Here is a 20,763-nt window from a genome sequence, read left to right on the forward strand (position 1 = left end):
ATCTTATTCAATTGTTGCGGGCAGAATTCAGCTTTTGAGTAGAATAAGCGCAGTTTTCATGGACAGGGCGAGTGAAAGGGGCCGGTCTCGTTTCATGGTTGTCAAGGGAGCCTTGCTACTTTAGGGCATCCGAATAGATGCGATCGTATCGGTCCGACATGAAGACGGATTCGGGGCTTAGACATCATCATCGAGAAAGCCGCCGAGGTGCCCCATGCAGTCGAGTCCTTCTTCCACTCCAGCCGCGTCTGAAGCTCCGTCCGTCATCACGGGCGACGAGGAGGCCGAGCGCATCCGGCGTCTTGTTGCCCGCATGACCGAGGCGAAGAGGATGCTCGACGGCCTTCTCGCCAATCTGGCGCTGGTCGAGATGTCCATGACGGACTCCACGCCGGACGGCCCGGCCCACTGAGCCCGTCCGCACGTTCGTGGACCTGAGGCGCCGGGCAGTTCCCGCCGCGCTTCAGCTATTCAACCATTCGAATGGATCGCAGTGCCGGCAGGTCGACAAGACGTTTGCGTGGGGCGATCTGCTGCGAAATTTTCAACCAGACCCGCTGCCGAGGAGGAACCATGACAGCCTTTTCTTTCGGCCTTGCATCGGATGCAAGCGCCATTCTTGCCGCAATGCACAAATCCCAAGCCATCATCGAGTTCGATTTGACGGGTAAAATACTGACCGCGAACGAGAACTTCTGCCGCGCGCTTGGATATGCGCTGCCGGAGATCATCGGACAGCACCATCGCCTTTTCGTCGATCCGGCGGAGGCCGCCTCCGAGGAATATCGCGCCTTCTGGGCCAAGCTGGCGCGCGGTGAATTCGATCAGCGTCAATACAAGCGCATCGGCAAGGGCGGCAAGGAGATCTGGATCGAGGCGTCGTACAATCCGGTGTTCCGCCGCGGCAGGCCCTTCAAGGTCGTGAAGTTCGCGACCGATATCACCGCGCAGAAGCTGAAGGGCGCCGAGGATGCCGGCAAGCTGGAAGCCCTGTCGCGCGCGCAGGCCGTCATCGAGTTCACGCCGGCCGGCGACATCCTCGCCGCCAACCAGAATTTCCTCGCCACGCTCGGTTACCAGTTGTCCGAGATCGAGGGCCGGCATCACTCGATGTTCTGCGACCCGACCTATTGCCAGAGCCCGCAATACCGCCAGTTCTGGGACCGGCTGAGGGCCGGCGAGTTCGTGGCGGAGGAATTCATGCGCATCGGCAAGGGCGGCCGGCGCATCTATATCCAGGCCTCCTACAATCCGATCTTCGACATGAACGGCAAGGTCTTCAAGGTGGTCAAGTTCGCCACCGACGTAACCGGCCGTGTCGAGAACGTCGAGACACTGGCCGGTGCGCTGACGCGGCTCGCGCAGGGCGACCTGACGCTGCACCTCGCCAACCCTTTCATCCCGAGCCTCGAACAGTTGCGCACCGACTTCAACGGCGCGTCCGAGCGGCTGCGCGCGGCCATGAGCGCGGTCGGCGAGAACGCGCAGGCGATCGCCGCCGGCTCGGGCCAGATCCGCTCTGCCGCCGACGACCTGTCGAGGCGCACCGAACAGCAGGCCGCCTCGGTGGAGGAAACGGCGGCGGCGCTCGAAGAGATCACGACCACGGTCGCCGATTCCAGCCGCCGCGCCGACGAAGCCGGGAAGCTCGTCGCAAGCACCCGCGAGAATGCGGAGAAGTCCGGCGAGGTGGTGCGCAAGGCGATCACGGCCATGGGGCAGATCGAAAGCTCCTCGCGGGAGATCTCCAACATTATCGGCGTGATCGACGACATCGCCTTCCAGACCAACCTCCTGGCGCTCAATGCCGGGGTCGAGGCGGCGCGCGCCGGCGAAGCCGGCAAGGGGTTCGCGGTCGTGGCGCAGGAGGTGCGCGAGCTGGCGCAGCGTTCCGCCAATGCCGCCAAGGAGATCAAGGCGCTCATCAACACGTCCGGCGAGCAGGTGAAGAACGGTGTGTCGCTGGTCGGCCAGACCGGCGAGGCACTGGAGCAGATCGTCCGGCAGGTGCAGGCCATCAACACCAATGTCGCGGCCATCGTCGAGGCGGCGAAGGAGCAGGCGACCGGCCTCGGCGAGATCAACCAGGCCGTCAACACGCTGGACCAGGGCACGCAGCAGAACGCGGCCATGGTCGAGGAATCGACGGCCGCCAGCCACAGTCTCGCCCGGGAGGCCGAAGCCCTCTTCAACCTCCTGGGCCAGTTCCGCGTCGGTGACGATAGCGGCAGAAGCCGGTCGATGGACCTGCACGACCAGCGCCCGGCGTCGTTCCAGCCGCGCAGGCTGGCCGGATAAGACAGGCGCATCCGGAAGGCGCGCCCTGCAGGCGGCGGCGCCCTTCCGGACGACTTGTCCTTCCTCTGTCCGACATGTTGTCCGCCCGTGCCAGGGGAATTCTAGTCATCTCTTTGAAAGAATAAAGTTTTTCAGTTGGTATGCTCTTTGCTTCATCCCTGTCGCCAGCGAGAAACAAGGTGGAAGGGGAAGCCAATATGTACAACGAGGGTCTCTTGATTGCACGCCTGTTCCTGGGCGTACCGTTCATCGTGTGGGGAATATTGAAGCTGCGTGGCGGCGAAGCCAAGTTGGTGCCGGGCCTTCAGGCCTTGGGACTGCCCGATGCCGTGTTCTTCGCCTACCTTATCGGATTCTGCGAGCTTGTCGGCGGGATCGCGATCGTCCTCGGCTATCCGGCGCGTACCGCAGGCATCCTGCTCGGCCTCTGGTGCCTGGTTACGGGCTATGATGCCCATAGGGGCAACATGACCGAACTTCTGAAGAACGTGACCATGGCAGGCGGCTTCTTCGCTCTGGCCACCGTCGGGGCCGGCTCGCTCTCCCTGTTCGGCGGCGCTCCCGGCGGCCTGTTCGCATATCTTCCCTAGGGTGGCGTGCGGCCGGCATCCGACGCGGCCGCGACACTATCGTTGAAGGACGGCAATCAGCCGGCGTGGTCAATAGACGTCGCGCAGGTATCGTTTTTCCCGCTTGAGCCCTGCGACATAGTCGGCCGCTTTATCCGCCGTCAGGCCGCCATGGGTGGCGATGATCTCGACAAGCGCCTTGTCGACATCGTGCGCCATGCGGCTGGCGTCGCCGCAGACATAGAAGGCGGCGCCTTCCTCCAGCCAGGCGAAAAGCGCCTTGCCGTTTTCACGCATGCGGGTCTGCACGTAGATTTTCTCCTTCTGGTCGCGGGAGAAGGCAAGGTCGAGCCGGGTCAGGAGCCCGTCGCGGCTCATCTCCGACAACTCGTCCTCGTAGATGAAGTCGCTTTCGCGGTGCTGGTCGCCAAAGAACAGCCAGTTTCGGCCCCTGGCACCCCGGGCACGGCGTTCCTGGAGGAAGGCGCGGAAGGGGGCGATGCCGGTGCCGGGCCCGACCATGATGACGGGCGCGTCATTGTCGGCGGGCAGGCGGAAGGACTTGTTCTGCGAGACGAAAATCCCCGCATGCGCGCCCTCCGCCACCCGGTCGGCAAGGAAGGTCGAGCAGACGCCGCCGCGGTCGCGGCCATCCGCGTGATAGCGCACGCTGGCAATGGTGAGGTGCACGCCGCCGGCGGCCGCATGCGGGCTGGAGGAGATGGAATAGGCGCGGTGCTGGAGCGGTTTCAGCAGGGCGAGAAGGTCCGCAGCCGAAAAGGCCGATGGCGGCGCGAGGGCGAGGAGGTCGCAGATATCCTTGCCCCAGAGGAAGGCATCCAGCGCCTCCTTGTCGCCGTTGCGCAGTACATGGGTCAGCTCCTCGTTGCCGGCGCGGCGCTCCACCTCGGCGATCAGGTCGCGCGAAGGCGTGGAAATCTCGAATTTCCCGGTCAGCGCGGTTTCAAGGCTTGTCTCGCCGGCTGGCGCATGCGGATCGGCCCCGAGGCGCGAGAGGAGCAGCGAAACGAGGGCGGGATCGTTGACGGGCATGACGCCGAGCGCGTCGCCGGCCTCGTATTCCAGCCCGCTGTCGCCGAGGTCGAATTCATAGTGGCGGATTTCCTTGGCCGATGCGCTGCCGGAAAGGCGGCGGTTGACGGCGAGGCGGGACGGATAGGGGTTCTTGCGGCCCCAGCCCGCCGTCTTCGGCACGGCGACGGCAAGTGTCCCGCCGGAAACCGGGACGCCGCCGGCGTTTTCCGCGGCGAGCGGCAGGGCCTGCCCGACCCATGCCGCAGCCGGATCCTCATAGTCGATGTCGCAGTCGCGCCGGGCGAGGATGCGGGTCGCGCCGAGCTGTTCGAGGCGCATGTCGATGAGCTTTCCGGCCTGGCAGAAGCCGTCATAGCCGGTGTCGCCCAATGCCAGCACGCCGAAGCGCAGGCTCTCCAGCCGCGGCGCGGTGGACGCGGATATCGCCTCCCAGAAGAGCTGCGCGTTGTCGGGCATCTCGCCTTCGCCATAGGTGGAGGTGATGACGATCAGCCGCTCCATGGCGGCGAGTTGCTCCATGGTGATATCGTCGAGGCCGGCGACCTCGGGGGAAAGACCGAGCGCGCGGGCGTTCGCCGCCGCGTCCATCGCTACCCGTTCGGCGTTGCCCGTCTGGGTGCCGTAGAGGATGTGGAGGCTGGCGGCTTTTACAGGCGCAGCGGCGGCGGCAGTGACAGGCGTTTCGATGGCAAGGCGGGAATGGAGACCGGCGAGGAAACCGGAGAGCCAGGCCCGCTGGTCGGCGTTGAAGGGCGCGTCTTCGGGGATGTAGGGGATCTTCATCGTCTCTGTCTCACTGTCTCGCGGGCGCGAAGCCGGAAATCGCCTGGCGCGCGAACAGCTCCTCGAAGCTGGGGATGCGGCCGATGCGCTCGATGTTGCGGGCGGACTGGTGGAGGATCCAGCCATAGGTACCGGGGCTGTCGATGGCGCGCGTGTTGCGGCCCTTCAGCGCCTGGCGGTAGTCGTCGAGGCGTTTTGCGGCGACCATCACTGCCAAGGCTTCGTCGTCATAATCCGCGATGGCGTCGCGCGCGTAGCGGGCGAGCTTTTGCATCAGGGAGAAATCCTCCGTCAGCAAGAGGTTGCGCACGGCCTTCTCCACGGCGGGATCGGACGGGCCGCGCGCGCCCGGCACGCGGGCAAGGGCAATCGACTGCGCCATGCTGAGCACCGTGTAGTTGTTGAGAAGCGCGAACATGCCCTCCGTATCGGTCTCGCCATAGCCCGGCACGGCGCCATTGAGGATCGCCCTGCGGTCGCGATAGGCGAGCTTGAACTTGCGCACCTGATGGGCGGCGAGCGCCGTGGAGAGTTCCTCGACGAGGTCCTTGCGGCTCTTCGCCTTCAGGATGGCGTCGCTGTCCTGGTAGAGCAGCAAGGCGCGCGGCAGGCCGTAGACGAAATTGTGCTTCTCGCTCTCCCAGTTTTCGAGGAGCCAGCGCGCCTTGCGGGAGCCCGTTGCCGCCAGATGCCATTCCAGCAGCAGGCGCACGGTGTCCGCATGCACGGCCGCCATCGGTTCCGTCTCGTCGCCGATCGAGCCGAGCAGGATGGAATCGTGGCTCATCTTCTTCGGCAGGTCGCCATAGGGGTCGTACTGGTAGACGAAGCCGCCGCTCATGCCGTTGCCGAAACCCTTGCCGAAGGTGCCAAGGTTGAGCACCGCGCCGTTCGTCATGTATTCGCAGCAGAAATCGCCGACGCCTTCGACCACCGCCGTTGCGCCGGAATTGCGCACGGCGAAGCGGTCGCCGGCCTGGCCCTCGACGAAGAGCCGCCCGCCCGTCGCGCCGAACAGCGCGAAGTTGCCGACCAGTACGTTGCCGCCCGCCTCGTCCGAGCCGCCGCCCGGCGAGCGCACGGCGATGACGCCGCCGTTGGCGCTCTTGCCGACGCCGTCGTTGCAGGTGCCGGTATGGGTCAGCGCCATGCCGTCGTTGCAGAAGGCGCCGAAGGACTGGCCGGCCGAACCCGAGGTGGCGATGCGCACGCTGCCGGCATCGAGGAAGCGGCGGCCCCGGTCGTCCTGGCGGACGGCGGGAAGGTGCCGCGCCTGTTCTCCGGTCAGTTCGTGGTTGAGCAGGCGTTCGATGTCGATGGCGAGCTGGCCGCCGACCGTCTTGTTGCAATTGTTGAGATGGCGGTTGCCGCCAAGCTCCACGTCGGCGCGCCGGCCGTCGACGAGGGCGGAGCGCACCAGTTCGATGAAGCTGTCGTCGACGGCGAAATCCTTCTCCATGTAGACGGGATCGGCGATCTTCACCTCCTCGACGACGGCGAGCATGGCGCGCAGGTCAAGCTGCCCGACGCTTGCGGGGTGGTCGAGGAGATGAAGGAGATCGCTGCGGCCGCGCGCCTCGCGCAGCGACGACAGGCCGAGCGCGGCGAGGATTTCCCGCGTCTCGTGCGCGATGTTGAGGAGATATTGCGCCAGCGCCCGCGGATCGCCGTCGAAGACCTCCGGATTGGTGGTGAGGCCGGCGGGGCACTTGATGTTGCAGTTCTTCGCCATCACGCATTTCAGCATCATCAGCGCGGTGGTGCCGAACTCGAAGCTGTCGCCGCCGAGCAGCGCCGACTTGACGACGTCGCTCGCCGTCTGGTGCGCGCCGGAGCAGCGCAGCAGCACCTTCTGGCGCAGGCCGTTGGCGCAAAGCGCCTGATGCACCTCGGCGATGCCGATCTCCGCGGCGCGGCCGGTATATTTGAGGCTGGTGACGGCGGCGGCCCCCGTGCCGCCGGTATTGCCGGCGACATTGATGACGTCCGCGCCCGCCTTGGCGACGCCGACGGCGATGGTACCGATGCCCTCGGAGGAGACGAGCTTGACGATGACGCGCACCCTCGCGGCCTTGCAGTCGTGGATGAGCTGGGCGAGGTCCTCGATCGAATAGGTGTCGTGGTGCGGCGGCGGGGAGACAAGCTCGACGCCGGGCGTGCCGCCGCGGGCCGCGGCGATCTCCACCGTCACCTTCTGGGCGGGCAGCTGGCCGCCTTCGCCGGGCTTGGCGCCCTGGCCGATCTTGATCTCCAGCTCCTCCAGCATGGGATCGGCGAGATAGCCGGCCCAGATGCCGAAGCGACCGGAGGCGAACTGCTTGATGCGCGAGGCGCGGATGGTGCCGTAGCGGGAAATGTGCTCGCCGCCCTCGCCGGAATTCGACATGCCGCCGACCATGTTGGTGCCGTGCGCGACAGCCTCGTGGGCGTTCGCCACCAGCGCGCCGTGGCTCATCGCGCCGGAGGCAAGCAGCGGGGTGATCTCGCTCGCCGGCTGTACGCTTTCGAGCGGGATGCTGTCCGGTGCGGTGCGGATGAGCGCGAGATAGTCCAGCGCCTCGCCGGCCGCCTGCACCATCAGCGCGCCGCCCTCCAGCCAGTGCCCGAGGATATCGCCGCTGAAACGCATGACCAGCGACTGGCCGAGCGCTGCCAGCCGCGCCAGTTCGCCGCCGGTGAGGGTGAGGCGGAACGTATCGCCGGCAAGGGTTTCACAGGCAAGGCCGCGCACCAGGAAACTGTTGTTGCCCTTGCGCGAGAAGCGGCCCATCTCCTTGCGGAAATCCTCCGCCGACGAGAGGTAGGTGACGTCAGCCGGCAGCGCGAGCACGTCACGCAGGGCAGCGGGGCGACGGGCGCGCTCCTCGGTCATCTGGCGGATGAAGGTGCGGTAGCCGGGGGTGATGGCGAAGCGGTCTATCGCTTCCGACGTCAGCTTTTCGTAGCCGTTGTTGCGGTAGGCCGCGTCATCGAGGCCGAAGGCGTCGTCCAGCCGGTTGAGCGTCAGGAGGCGCAGGAACGGGTCGTCTTCCTCCGGCCGGCTTTCGAAGCCGATCTTCTCCTCCGTCATGTCGACGAAGCCGCGCACGGCCGCGGTGCCGAAGGAGTGGCCCGCGCCCTCCGCGCGCTCCTTGAAGAGGCCGAGCAGGGGAATGTCGTCCTCGCGCGTCACCGTCAAGGCCTTCGCGTGCCAGTCGGCGACGGCGGCGGCGATCACCTTGAAGTTCACGCCGCCGACGGGCGTCTTCACATTGGGGAAGTAGCGCTTCAGCACGCGGTCGCCGGTGTCGAGGAAGTTCGGCTCGAAGAACTCGCCGCCGATATAGCTTTCGGCGGTGCAGAGGCCGACCTTGCCCATGGTCTTCATCAGCGCCTTTTCCGCCGCCTTGGCGAAGCGCTTGAAGGCCTTGTCGGCCTCGCCCCCGAACTTCTCCTCGGCGCGGAACTGCACGCCGAGCGGATAGACCGCCGACGCGCCGAAGCCGAGCACGGCGGCGACATGGTGCGAGGAGGCGATCTGCCCGCTTTCGACGACAAGCGACAGCCGGAGGCGCAGGCCTTCCTCGATGAGCTTCTGGTTGACGGCGGATACGACGAGGATCATCGGCAGGGCGGCGCGGGCGCGCGCGACATGCCGGTCGGTGACGACAGCGATGCCGCCCTCTTCCCGGGCGAAGGCCGCGATAGCCTCGCACAGGTCATCGATCGCCTTTTCCAGCGCTGCTTCATTGGCGTCGGCATCCTCGAGATCAGGCCTATAGAGCATCTCGAAGCGCTTGACCGGCGTTTCCGCCTGCTCGCGGATGCGCAGCATGTCGAGATGCGTCAGGATCGGGGAGGGCACGACGATCTGGCGCGCGGCCTTCGCGCCGATGTTCGGCTTGGCCCCGAGCGCCACGCGCAGCGTCATGCCGTCCGCCTCGCGGATCGAATCGAGCGGCGGGTTCGTCACCTGCGCGAAGCGCTGCGAGAAGTATTTGGCGACACCGCCTTCCTGGTCGGAGAGCGCGTTGATGGCATTGCCGTAACCCATGGCGGAAATCTTCTCCGCACCGGTCTGCAGCATAGGGTCCATCAGGAACTTGAAGCTCTCCTGGTTGAAGGAATAGGCGACGTACCGCTGATGACGCTCGAGGTCGCCGTTGTAGCGAAGCGGCGAACCCTGGGCCTCGGCGGGGATTTCCGGCAGTTCGGCGAGCGTCACGCGCGCCTCGCGCAGGAGCGCGCGATAGGGGCGACGGGCGGCCAGCATCTCCAGCGCCTCGTTCGTGCCGAAGGCGCGCTTTTGCACATGGTCGTAGCAAAGCATGCCGCCGGCCTCGATGCGGCCGCGGCGCAGCACGCTTTCCGGCGGGAAGGCGATCTGGCCGGCCTCCGACATGACGCAGAGATAGTCGGCGGTCTCGACGGTGCGCAGCGGGCGCAGCCCCAGCCGGTCGAGCCGTGCGCCGATAATGTCTCCGTCGCCGAAGATGAGGGCGGCAGGCCCGTCGTTCTTCTCCTCGTAGAGCGAGAAATATTCAAGCATCGCCACGATGTCGGGCGACAGCGTGTCGTCGTTCTCCCAGGCCGGCGGCATCATCGAGACGACGGCGGTAACGAGATCGAGACCGTCCTCCAACACACGCGCCTGCAAGGTCTGGTCGAACCGGCAGCTGTCCGACTGGCCCTTCGGGCGGATGATCGAGGCGTTCCTGGCGAGCGCGATCGCGGCCTCCGAAAGGCGGTTCTTGCGGTCGGTGTTGAGTTCGCCGTTATGCGCCATCAGCCGGAAGGGCTGGGCCATGGAGGGATGCGGGTCGGTGTTGGTCGAGAACCGCGTGTGGAAATACATGGTGTTGACCGTGTGGTCGGGGTCCACGAGATCGCGGAAATAGGGCATCACCTCGTTGGAGTTCAGCCGGCCCTTCAGCACCTGCGTGCGCGCGCTCAGCGAGAGCGGATAGAGGCCGGCGAGCTGCGGCTCGGTATAGGCGCGCGCCTCGATCGCCAGCAGCGCCCTGTGGATGCGGACATCGAATTCCGCCTGGCTCGCCTTTTCGTCATGGCATCCGAAGACCCATTGGCGGATCGGCTGCTGGTGGCGGATCGCCGCCGGGCGGACGGCGCTTTCGTCGACCGGCACGTCGCGGGTCAGCAAGACGGGGAACCCCTGCGCGCAGAAGGCATCCTCGATGATACGTTCACCCTCCAGCCGGAAGACGGGGTCGTTCGGCAGGAAGAAGTTGCCGACGCCGAAGCGCCGCGGCTGAAGGTCGTCCCGCCCCGTCAGCTTGCGGAAGAAGCCGAGGGAGATATCGACGGAAACACCGGCGCCGTCGCCGACGCCTTCGGCCGACATGCCGCCGCGATGCGGCACGGCGCAAAGCGCCTCGTGGCCCTTCTTCAGGACGTCATGCGTCTGTTTGCCGTCTTTTCGCGTGATGAAACCAACGCCGCAACTGCTCTTCTCTTGCGAGGGATCGTAAAGGCCGAAGGTTTCTTCGCGCGGGTCCAACGTGCATCCTCCTGTCATGATGTGTCAGTGATGCTGACCTATATTAACAGGAGTGCTTGAGTCAAGTTTTTGTTCGAAAAATTCGCGATCGGATAGATTGGCGAAATTTTCTGAGCTTTGATGCGCTTGTGGATATGGAAAGGATCGTTCGCCCATTGATGCTTTTTCCGACCTGAGGGGCGCAGAAGGGCAAAACGCATGTGCGCGAGGAAGACGGGGCCTGCCAGTTATACTCCAGCCTCGCCGTGACGTTTCGGCTTCGCCGTGGAAGCAACCTTCCCAGAATGAGCCCGGAATAAACGAATAGCGCGCCCGCCTCGGACGTCGGTTTCCGGTATGGGGTCGCAGAGCGTGGATCCCACCTTTTGCGATCCGCTACTGGAAAGATAAAGATCATGCAAAGCGTTTTCCTCGCGGCCACCTTGTCCCTGTGCACGTCCTTTCTCGATGCGCCTCCGGGACTCTACGGTTATCTCGAGGCCTGCGGCACAATCGTCATTCCGGCGCAATCCGACTTTGCTACTCGCCTTGATGACGGAAAGGCGCGGGCTGGCCTTGACTGCGCCCGCCCGTCGGCTGATGCCGCGGGTGAGCGCAGCGGGCATACATGCAAGCGCCGGATCGATGCCCACTTCGACACGGCGGAGCTGCGGCTGGCCGACAGGGAAAAGGATGTAACCATGGGATTTTGGGACCGGATCAGGCAGCTTGCAGGCGCCGGCATCGGCGTATCGCCTGCTGCCGCACAGGACAAGGCGGCGACCGCGGCAGAGGAGGGCGGCGAGGCGGCGGATGCTGCCTTCGAGCAGTCCTGGCAGAAGCGGGATGCCTTCTGGGCGGGCGTCGGCAGCGTCGAGAAGGATGTGCTCGGCCATCTGATCAGCCCCGGCCTGATGGGCGATCCGCAATGGCCGACGACCCGCCAGGCCTACAAGGTCGTCCGGCGGGCACATTCCATCGTCATCGCGACGGACGGCCTTTCCGATCCGTTCGAAGATGGCCGTAAGGGCAATGGCTTCGGCATGGAGCTTTTCGTCGAGACGGCGGACATCCTGCCGGCCCATGCAGGCCGGCCCGGGGATATTTCAAGGCTTTCCGAAAGCTGGGCCTTCGAGCTCGTCAGCCATGTCGCCGGCACGGTGGCAGGGGTCGGCGGCATCTCCGCCCAGCTCGACCAGTATGGCGTCCTGTCCATGGAGCTCCCCGGCGTCAGCCAATCGCACGCGATCGGAAAGCAGGTACCGGCGCGCTATGTGACGGCCGATGACAGTCTCGGCGTCCTGATCGGGATGCCGGTCGAGGGGTTTTCCGCGGCCGTGGAGGGCATGCCGCTTTCCCCGGTGCGCGTGGTGCCGGTGACAATCATCACGGCGGCGGAACTCGAAGCCTTGCGGACGGGCGGTGCCGACGCGCGCCGGGCGTTGGCGGAAGAACTGGCCAGGCAGGGCCGCCATCACCGATCCTCGCTGCGCTGAGGCCCCGGCACAGACCGGGTGAAAGCCGTGTCGGTTTACCGCGCAGGCCTCGGCAGGCGCACCTGCGTCAGCGACTTGACCCGGCCGGGCCGGAGCCCCTTCAGCTGCGTCAGCAGATCCTTGGCGGCGGCGTTGCCATAGGCGCGGCGGCTGATGCCGAAGAGCATGACGCCGGGTTTGCCGCCGGCATCGCTGTAGCGGGCATAGCGGTAGGCGTTCCATTCGACGATGTACTGCCCGTCGGTGTCCTTGCTGCTGACGATGAAGTCGAGCAGCGCCTCGCCGGCCGCCTCGTTCTGGATGACGTCCATGTTGACGAGCGGGTCCGTCGCCCTGCGCTGGTTCAGCATCGTCACCTGGGCGCGCACGGCATCCATGACGGTGATGCCGCTTGTGACGGTTTCGACCAGGATCATCTGGTCGTATCGCTCGGCGCGCTGTCCGTCCGGAAGATATTCCTGCTTGATGTAGGTTGCGGAGGGCTGCGCGCTCCAGGCGAGCTTGTAGGCGTCGCCTTCGAAATCGATCGGGCCCGGTATGCCGAGCACATCGGTGGCCTGGGCAAGGGCGGATGTCGCCGTGAGCACGAGCGCGAGGAGCGCGGTGCCGAGATGGCGGGCGGGGCGGCTGATCGAACGGGTGGTTGCCATGATCTGTCTCCTTCCGTCAAAAGCGCAAGGCCGCCGGGTTCAACCGGCGGCCTCGTTTTCTTCAGGCGTTCAATCGGCGTCGCCGGTTCTTGCCTTGGTGCCTTCGGCGGGCACCCTTGCCGCCGCGTTGCCGACCGAGGCGGCGAGCAGGGCCTGCGTCGGGTCCGCACCCTTGAAGCCCGCCTGCGCGAGGATCTCGTCGAGGATGGGCTTCTGGGCGGTGAAGCTGAGAAGCTGGCTGCTGAGGTCGCCGACGGCATGTCCCGCGCCATCGCCGCCATTGCTGCCGTTGCCCGCCAGCGCACCGGCGAGGCCGCCGGCGCTGAAGATGCGGATGTCGGAGATTTTCTCGATCGGCTTCATGGCCTGTTCCAGCGCCTGCGGGATGATGGCGACGCGGGCGCGGGCGAGCTCGAACTCGATGATGCTGGCCGAAAGCGCGTTGCGGGCTTCGTTGAGCGCGCGTTCGGCCTGGGCTTCGGCCTGGCCGAGCTCGATGACACCCGTCGCCTTGATCTTGGCGGCTTCCGCATCGGCCTGGGCCTGGATCTTCGTCGCGGCGGCGAGGTTTTCCGCCGCCTGGCGCTCGGCCTCGGCCTTGACGGTGATGGCGGTCGCCTCCTGTTCGGCGGCCTTGCGCGCATCGAGCACCGCGATGCGCTTGGCGCGCTCGGCGATCTCGACCTCCCGGGCCGTCGCCACCTGTTCCTCGGCGGTGATGGCGGCGGCCTTCGCCTCGTCGGCCTTGGCGCGGGCGGCCTGTTCCTGCTCGCTCTTCTCGGCGACCGCGATGGCGGCGTCGATGCGGGCCGTCTCCGTCACGCGGCGGGCTTCCGCCTCGCGCTCGGCGATGCCGCGCTCGGCATCGATGCGGGCGGTCTCGCGGGCCTGGCGCGCCTGGGAGTCGCGTTCGGCAATGCCCTTTTCGGTGTCGAGCCGGGCGGTTTCCTCGCTGAGGCGGGCAAGCTGCTCGGCCTTGGCCGCTTCCGCGCGCGTCTCGGCGGTCTTGTTGGCGATGTCGCGTTCCTGCGTCAGCTCGGCGTCGCGCTGCTCGCGCTCGATGGTGAGGCGGCGCAGCGTGGCTTCCCGGTCCTTGGTGGCGATCTCCACCTCGTTGTCGCGGACGATCTGGTTGCGCTCGCGCTTGCGCTCCTCGGTGATCTTGGTGAGTGCGGTCAGGCCCTCGGCGTCGAAGCTGTTGTTCGGGTTGAAATGCTTGATATCCGTCTGGTCGAGGCGGGTCAGCGACACCGATTCCAGTTCGAGGCCGTTCGATTGCAGGTCGTGCGCAACGGCGGCCTGCACGGATTTGACGAATTCGGCGCGCTGCTCCTGCAGGTCGCGCAGCGACATGGTGGCGGCGACCGAACGCAGGCCGTCGACGAACTTCGCCTCGACGAGCGTCTTCAGCGCATCGGCGTCGTTCGTGCGGTCGCCGAGCGTCTGGGCGGCGAGGGCGATGTTCTCCGAATCCGGCTTCACGCGGACGTAGAACTCCGCGGTGATGTCGGCGCGCATGCGGTCCTTGGTGATCAGCGATTCGTTTTCGGCGCGCTTGACCTCGAGCCGCAGCGTGCTGAGCGACACCCAGGAATAGGAGTGGAAGATCGGCAGGATGACCGATCCGCCGTCGAGCACGACCTTCTTGCCGCCGAGGCCGGTGCGCACATAGGCCTTGTCGCGCGTGGCGCGGGTGTAGAGCGAGGTCATGATGATGCCGATGACGACGATAGCCGTCACGATGACCCCGGCGATGATTCCTACCGAAAGGAAGTCCATGATCGTTTACCCTCCGTTGTTGGGATAGTGGCCGTCTTCGAGCACCGCCGGGGCGGGAATGGCCTGGAAGAGGCCGTCCTTGCCGTCGACGATGAGCACGGACGCGCCCGTCTCGATCACATGCCCCGGCACGGCCCGGGCACGCAGCGTGTGGATGTTGTCGTAGCGGTCCTTGATCCGCACCGTGCCGGGATGGCCCTGGTCGAGCGGCCCGAGCGTCACCGTCCCGACGAGACCGATGAAATCGGCCTGTTCCTGCACGCTGGTCTCGTCGCGCGGGATGATCCGCGCCAGACCGCGGGACGACCAGCGGGTGACGGGGATGGCGACGGCGAGCGCGCCGGTGACGGCGGCATAGAGCGGCAGCGGATCGCGGAACTGCGAGATGACCGCCTGCAGGGCAAAGCCGGTCGCCGAGAAGGCGGAAAGCAGGATGACGGCGAGAACGAGGATCGGCACGCCGCCGGCATTGAGCCAGGACATCCACCCGCCGAGAAGGCCCGATTCCGCGTCACCCGGCCCGTTGAAGTCGAGGCCGTCGTCGATCAGCCCGGAGGCGGAGGCGCCGAGCAGCACCGAGACCAGTTCGACGATGCCGAGGCCCGCCACCGTCAGGAGCGCGATCCAGAAGGGAGCGGTGCCCGGGTGGACGATGGAATCCATCAGCGCTCACCGTGCTTGAAGGCGGCAAGGCGCGCCTCGATCGCCTTCTGGCGCTGCAGGCGCCCCAGTTCCTCGACCTCCGCCGTGCCATCCATGGCCGGCTTGGAAGGCACGCCGGTAACGCGCTCGACGGCTTCGAGCGCATCGGCAAGGCGCCGGTCGTTGCGCTGGGAGGGGGTGGCGGCCGGCGGGGCGGCGCGCTCGGCGCGCCGTGCATCCTCCAGCCGCTTCATCGCGTCGGCACGGGCCGAGGCGATGCTGCGCAGCGTCGCTTCGGCATCGGCGATCTCGCCGGCATTCTCCAGGATGGCCTTGGACAGCGCGTCGCGCTGGGCTTCGAGGTCGATCTGGACGCCGGTGGCGGCGCGGGCGAGGTCTTCGCGGCCGCTTTCCAGCCCGACCTTGATCTTCTCGTCGAGGTCGCGGATCTCCGCGTCGAGGTCGTCGGCCTTGGCCTTCAGCCGGTGGCCGGCGGCCATGGCGACGCCGAGCGCCGCGCGGGCTTCCTCGGCGATCGCGCCGATCTCGCGGACGGCCTGCTGCGCCACGGCGACCGGGTTCGACGCCTCGGCGGCATCGACCGCAGTGTTGACGACGCCGGCGATGACGCGCCCGAGACGGGCGAGGATACCTTCGTTGGACATGGAAGCCTCCTTCTTCGAATGGATGCCGGCCTGGATGCCGGCATAGAGACAGATGGACGACCCGGCAAAGACGAGCCGCGCTTCGGCAAAATCCGCCCAGCCCTCGCGATAGCCGCTCGCCGCGTAAGGCAGCACGATGCGGCCGCCGAGCGTCGCGATGCTCACGCTGTCCGGGCCCTTGACGGCGAAGAGCTTGGAATCGAGCGGAATGTCCGCGACGATTTCCCCCGGCTTGCGGCGGCCGTGGTCGCGCAGTGCGAGCGTGACGAGGCGGGCGGGAAGACCCGTCGCCGCGCGGATTTCTTCATAGGCCGCCTGATGCAGCGCCACGACATTGGCGCCCTTGGTCCGGTCCAGGATCGCCATGGCCTGCTGATAGGCCTCCAGCGTCTCGGTCAGCGCCTTGCGCATGTCCGGGGTGGGCTGAAGGACGAGCCTGAGGCTGGATGTGAACTTCGTTACCATGGTTAAATATATAAAGCACTTCATTAGTGCTTTCAAGGCCGAATTTGCAGCGACTGCCTATTCAACGGATGAGGCCGGCAGACTCTTCGGTTGGCCGACTGTCGTTTTCGCGAAACGCCTGTTGCGCACGAAAGGCGCGGTGCCATCTTGCGCGGCCACCGGCCGCCTGCGAGGCTCGTCCGGTCCTGCAATTGTCGGGGAGCGAGGGGATGGGCCGTTTCGTCGATATCGCTGTCTTTCGCGCGCATCGCTTCAGCCTGGGGCGGGACGCGGAAACGGGTGCCCTTTACCTTTCAACGCCCGTCAGCGGCTTCAACCGCGCCGCGGAATACGAGGCCTATTTCCGCATTAGCGCCGAAGCGTTCGAGCAGTTTCGCGCCGACCCCGATGCGGCCGAGGCGTTCCTGGAGGCCTGCCGGAACCATGAGCATGAAGACCGGCGGCTGGCCTGACCGGCCGGCAGGGTCGTCAAAAGCGAAGACCGGCATGCGTTTCGGCCTTGAATTTGAAATAAGCCGGTTATGTTGATCGTCTTATCTGGGTTGCGCCCGTGACCGGTCAGGCCGTTCGATATCGTCAAGAAGTGTCTTCATGCAGATTTTCCCCCGTTCCTTCCGCATTGGTCTCTCCCTCGTCCTCCTCGTCTTCCTCGCCGCGCCCGCATTCGCGCAAGCTCCGACGCAGGCGGCCATCGCGCGCTCCGACCTCATCGCGGCGGAGATGAAGGCGCTTGCCGAAGGCGGCGACCTGGAAGGCGCACGCCGCAAGGCGGAGGCGGCGAGCGCCCGGTTCAAGGCGGAGGGAGAGGCCTGGCTTGCGGCAAGCTATGCGGTCTCGGCTGTCGACTATGCGATGCGCATGGGCGATGCGGCGCGTGTCGATGCCGATTACTATCCGCGCATGGGGGAACTGCTCGCAACGCTCGAGCGGGTCGAGGAGACCCGGGCCAATCTCCTGCTCGAACTCCTGATGGACGCGAAGGGCCGGCTCGGCGACAAGGACCGGCAGGATGCGCTGGCGGAGCTTTATGAGGAGCGGATTCGCAAGGCCCACGGCAAGGACAGCGCCGAGGACATCGACGCCCGGGTGCGCACCGCCTACAGCCTGCTGGAGAGCCAGCGCCTGGAGGACGGCCGCAGGCGGCTGCGCGCTGCGCTGGCCGCCTCGGCGAAGACGGAGCTGCATGCCGTGACGCTGCGGCACTATACGCAGGCGGTGCGCAGCTTCCAGGCGAGCGGCCTCAATGACGACGCGGCGGCGCTCTTGCGGGAAGCGGAGCAGACGCCCGCCGTCCGCGCCGAGGTGAAGGAGCTTGCCGACTTCTACCTCGCCTATGCGGAGTTCCGCAGCGCGGTGCCCGACAGCCAGCAGCATTTCGTGCCGCTCTATTCGATGGCGACCAATCTCTATGCCCGCTTCTACGGCCATGAGTCTCCGGAACTGATCCATGCAACCGACAAGCTGGCGAGCGCGCTGTCGGATGTCGGGCAATATGGCACGGCGATCGACCTCGAACGGCGCAATTACGAGATCGCGCAGAAATCGCTCGGCGACGACGACACCGTCACCTGGCGCATCGCCAACAACCTAGCCGACATGCTGCGCGGCATGGGCTCGCCCTCGCGGGCGCTGGAATATGACCTGAAGGTGCTGGAGAACCGTACCCGTCACTATGGCCGGAACCATTTCAACACGCTGGTGAGCGCCAACAACACCGCGCAGAACTATCTCGATCTCGGCAACTATGCCGAGGCACGCCGCTATTTCGCGCTGTGCCTGGAAATATCCCGGGCACTCGGCGATCCCGTGACGATTGCCGGCATGGAGGCCTGGCTCGCCTATACCGACCTGCTCTCGGGCGCCCGGCCGATGGATGCGGCGGCGGCCCGGCGCGTCGAGGCGCTCGTCACCGATTCCAACTATCCGGCGATCCTCAGCATGAAGGCGGCCTATCTGCTGGCGGATCATTTCGCCAGGGCGGGCAATGCGGAACGGCAGATCAAGCATCTGCAGCAGGCCTACAGCATCGCCGCGGGCGAGATGAGCACCGGTCATCCGCTCGCCTTTGCCGGGCGCATCGCCATTGCCAATGCGAAGGCCGCGACGGATGCGGCCACGGCCGCCGGGGAATTCGCTGGCATCGACCAGGACATGCTGCGCTGGGTGCATCTGCAGGTCTCGGTGGCCGGCGGGCGGGAGGTCGGCGAGGCGGTGCGCGCCATGGCCGACGGCATGCTCTACGACTACGCGCGCTTTGCCGAACGGCACCCGTCCGCCGTGCCGGCCTTTGCGGATGCCGCCCGGCGCTGGCCCTCGCTTGCCACCGCCGATGCGGACAACGCGCTGAAACTTGCCCGTTTGATCGATCGCTCGGATAGCGAGACCGCCCGCCTGCTCGACCGCATCACACGCCTGTCGCGCATCGCCCGCGAGATCTTCGCCGCCGATGTCGAGCAGGATCTCGCCTATGCCTATCTTTCCGACACCAAGGCGCTGGAGCAGCAGCTGCACGAGCGTATCGTCGCGCGCTATCGGTTGGATCGCGAGACGATCCTGGACCAGCCGTTGCCGACCCCGGGGGACCTCCTGGCCGCGGACCAGGCGCTCGTCCAGTATTTCACGACCCGCAAATGGCGGGTGGACCGAGAGAGCGCCGATCCGGTCGCGGATGCGCGGCTCTACGCCATCGTCTGGCGCAAGGGCGCGGCGCCGGTCCTGCGGGCGCTCGGCGATCCGCGCAGGCTGCTGGTGGGTGGCGATGACATGGTGGCGGCGCTCCAGACGCGTGACCGCAGTGCTGACGAGGGCAGGGGGTTGCTGGTCCAGGCGAGCAAGCGCGCCTTCGCGCGGCTGCATGACGCGCTGATTACGCCGATCGATGCCGACATCGCCGGCGCCAGGACCGTCTTCATCGTGCCGGACGGGCAATTGTTCGCCTTGCCCTTCTCCCTTCTCGAGGACCGGGCCGGCACGCTGCTCGAAGAGCGTTTCACGCTCAGGCTCCTGACCGAGCCGGAAGCGCTCTACCGGGCCGTAGAGGATCGTGCGCTGCCGTCCGAGGGCCGGATCGTGCTGGCGGGCGGCATCGACTATGCGAAGGGCGAGGAGGCGGGCGCCATGCCGTTGCCGGGAACGCTGCGCGAGGTAGAGGCGATCGGCAAGATCCTGTCCGGTCCGGGCCTGAAGATCGAGACCCTTTCCGGTGAGGCCGTCGGCGAGTCGGCGCTGCGCGAGCGCATGGCGGGGGCAACAGTCGCCCATCTGGCGACGCACGGCGCCTATGGCAGCGCGAAGAACGGCGGGGCCCGCAATGTCGATACGCTGTGGCAGAGCGAGGTCATCCTCGCCCGGTCGGGCGATACGCGCGCCATGCGCCGCGACGAGAAGGACGGGCGGCTCTACGCCTTCGAGCTGATGGGCTGGGATCTTTCCGGTCTCGACCTGCTGGTGCTGTCGGCCTGCGAAACCGGCCGCGGCGACGAGGCCTTCGTCGGGGGACTGCGCGGCCTGCCGACCGCGGCGAACCTTGCCGGCGCCAGGCGCTCCCTCCTGACGCTCTGGCCCGTCGCCGACGACGGCACCGCCGATTTCATGGTGCGCTTCTACGAGCACCTGAAGGACGGGCAGGCCTATGCCGAAGCGCTGCGCAGCACCCGTCGCGACGCCATCGAAGGCCGCATCCCCACGGCCCGGGATCCGCTTGTCTGGGCCGCCTTCGTGCTGTTCGAAAACTGATGGCGGTGGATGCCGCTTGGTCTATCTGGCCCCCCGAGCCCGGCAGTCATGTCTCCTTGCGGACAAAGCTGGCATTGCCGAGGCCGGTGCCGATCGTCACGGCGGCCCACCGCTTCACATCCGCCATGCGCGGCACCTCCGACAGGCCCTGCACCACCGCGTCGTTGTGCATGATGACGAAGGTCGGCTGATCGGCGATCTCGGGGATAGCCTTGCGCAGGGCTTCGGGAAGATTGAAGTGCGTGCTTTCCCAGTTGCCGCCCGGCAGGTTCTGTCCGCCCCGCGCGATCGATCCGTCGGCAGCGATGACGCCTGGGCAGCCGATGCCGATGACGGGCGCCAGCGCGAGCTTGGCCTTCTTCGCCTTGGCGATGAGCGTTTCGATCATGCGCACGAGATATTCGATGGTCGCGGTGCGGCGGGGCTCGTCGTCGGCATGGCGCCATAGCTCCGATTTCCACACCCTGGCCTTGGAAAAATCCGGCTTGTCGTCGAGGTTGAGCTTGATGACGCCCGCGCGGATGTTGGTGCCGCCGATATCGACGGCGAGGATCGCGTCATGGCCCTTCAGCATCCAGGAGGGAATGAGGTGCACGGCGCCGAGCAGCCCGGCCTCGTCCGGATGATGGGCGATCGGTACGATCTCCACCTTCAGGCCCTCGGCCTTGAGCCGGATCTGGGCGCGGGCGATCGCCATGAGGCCCGCCTGGCTGTCCTTGAAGCCGCCGCCGACCACGATCCGTTCCGTGCCCTTCCAGGTTTCCTCCTTGAGATAGCGGGCAAGAATGTCCGTGAAATCCGCTGCGAAGTCGTCGACCGCCGCGCGCACCAGGGATGCGGCCTCCGTCTCCTGTTCCTTGAGCAGCGCATCGACCTCCTTCTTGGAGAGCCCGTCCGTCGGCACGTCGCCGAGAGGATCCGGTCCACCCGCGCGAACCCGTTTCCGCCACGCCTCGATGGCATCGCGGAAGGCGGATTTGTTGGCCTTGTCGCCAATGAAACCCTCCTTGTCGCGCAATTCGAGATTGTAGCTGGTCACCTCGACGGCCGGCAGATCATCGGCCCCGTGGGTGACGGGGGCGTTGTTCTCTTCCGTTCGCTGCACCTTCTTCTGCTGCTTGCCCATGTCGTCTCCTCTGCCCGATGCGA

General features: G+C 66.4%; 13 protein-coding genes. 6 read left to right on the plus strand and 7 right to left on the minus strand.

The window, feature by feature from the left end:
* Positions 1-214 precede the first annotated feature (214 nt).
* The 3 genes from MUU56_RS25660 (at position 215) to MUU56_RS25670 (ending at position 2,888) form a co-directional block, all read left to right on the plus strand.
* A complete protein-coding gene (locus tag MUU56_RS25660; RefSeq protein ID WP_244770117.1) occupies positions 215-412 on the plus strand; it encodes a hypothetical protein in 198 nt (65 codons plus the stop codon).
* A 161-nt stretch (positions 413-573) separates the two neighbouring features.
* The gene (locus tag MUU56_RS25665) at positions 574-2,298 is read left to right on the plus strand and encodes a methyl-accepting chemotaxis protein (RefSeq protein WP_244770118.1); all 1,725 of its coding nucleotides are present in this window, start codon (positions 574-576) and stop codon (positions 2,296-2,298) included.
* A 197-nt stretch (positions 2,299-2,495) separates the two neighbouring features.
* A complete protein-coding gene (locus MUU56_RS25670) occupies positions 2,496-2,888 on the plus strand; it encodes a DoxX family protein (RefSeq protein WP_244770119.1) in 393 nt (130 codons plus the stop codon).
* Between the two features lie 69 nt (positions 2,889-2,957).
* Here MUU56_RS25670 and MUU56_RS25675 read toward each other — a convergent pair whose 3' ends face one another.
* Together MUU56_RS25675 and MUU56_RS25680 are read right to left on the minus strand one after the other, a co-directional pair.
* The gene (locus tag MUU56_RS25675; RefSeq protein ID WP_244770120.1) at positions 2,958-4,706 is read right to left on the minus strand and encodes a sulfite reductase subunit alpha; all 1,749 of its coding nucleotides are present in this window, start codon (positions 4,704-4,706) and stop codon (positions 2,958-2,960) included.
* A 10-nt stretch (positions 4,707-4,716) separates the two neighbouring features.
* Complete coding sequence (locus tag MUU56_RS25680) at positions 4,717-10,203, minus strand: glutamate synthase-related protein (protein ID WP_244770121.1); 5,487 nt, start codon at positions 10,201-10,203, stop codon at positions 4,717-4,719.
* Between the two features lie 680 nt (positions 10,204-10,883).
* Between MUU56_RS25680 and MUU56_RS25685 the strand changes: the two genes are divergently transcribed.
* Positions 10,884-11,678, plus strand: coding sequence for a suppressor of fused domain protein (locus tag MUU56_RS25685; RefSeq protein WP_244770122.1), 795 nt, complete (start codon positions 10,884-10,886; stop codon positions 11,676-11,678).
* Between the two features lie 35 nt (positions 11,679-11,713).
* Here the strand turns inward: MUU56_RS25685 and MUU56_RS25690 are convergent, their stop codons facing one another.
* The 4 genes from MUU56_RS25690 to MUU56_RS25705 form a co-directional block, all read right to left on the minus strand.
* Positions 11,714-12,328 carry a hypothetical protein gene (locus MUU56_RS25690; protein WP_244770123.1) on the minus strand — a complete coding sequence of 205 codons (615 nt, stop codon included), beginning with the start codon at positions 12,326-12,328 and terminating at the stop codon, positions 11,714-11,716.
* A 69-nt stretch (positions 12,329-12,397) separates the two neighbouring features.
* Entirely contained in the window at positions 12,398-14,107 is a 1,710-nt protein-coding gene (locus MUU56_RS25695; protein ID WP_244770124.1) for a flotillin family protein, read from the minus strand.
* Between the two features lie 6 nt (positions 14,108-14,113).
* The gene (locus tag MUU56_RS25700) at positions 14,114-14,770 is read right to left on the minus strand and encodes an OB-fold-containig protein (RefSeq protein ID WP_244770125.1); all 657 of its coding nucleotides are present in this window, start codon (positions 14,768-14,770) and stop codon (positions 14,114-14,116) included.
* Positions 14,770-15,879, minus strand: coding sequence for a PspA/IM30 family protein (locus MUU56_RS25705; RefSeq protein ID WP_244770126.1), 1,110 nt, complete (start codon positions 15,877-15,879; stop codon positions 14,770-14,772). Before MUU56_RS25705 ends, MUU56_RS25700 begins: the two co-directional genes overlap by 1 nt.
* A 209-nt stretch (positions 15,880-16,088) precedes the next feature.
* On the opposite strand from MUU56_RS25705, the gene MUU56_RS25710 reads away from it, so the two are divergent.
* Positions 16,089-16,331 (plus strand): hypothetical protein, encoded by a 243-nt coding sequence (locus MUU56_RS25710; protein WP_244770127.1) that lies wholly within the window; start codon positions 16,089-16,091, stop codon positions 16,329-16,331.
* 139 nt (positions 16,332-16,470) lie between these two features.
* Positions 16,471-19,614: a CHAT domain-containing tetratricopeptide repeat protein gene (locus MUU56_RS25715; RefSeq protein WP_244770128.1), complete on the plus strand. Its 3,144-nt coding sequence runs from the start codon at positions 16,471-16,473 to the stop codon at positions 19,612-19,614.
* A gap of 46 nt (positions 19,615-19,660) precedes the next feature.
* Here MUU56_RS25715 and MUU56_RS25720 read toward each other — a convergent pair whose 3' ends face one another.
* On the minus strand, positions 19,661-20,740 hold the full coding sequence (locus tag MUU56_RS25720; RefSeq protein ID WP_244770129.1) for an ROK family protein: 1,080 nt from the start codon (positions 20,738-20,740) through the stop codon (positions 19,661-19,663).
* Positions 20,741-20,763 lie beyond the last annotated feature (23 nt).

The sequence above is a fragment of the Shinella yambaruensis genome, assembly GCF_022899355.1.
GTDB lineage: Bacteria > Pseudomonadota > Alphaproteobacteria > Rhizobiales > Rhizobiaceae > Shinella > Shinella yambaruensis.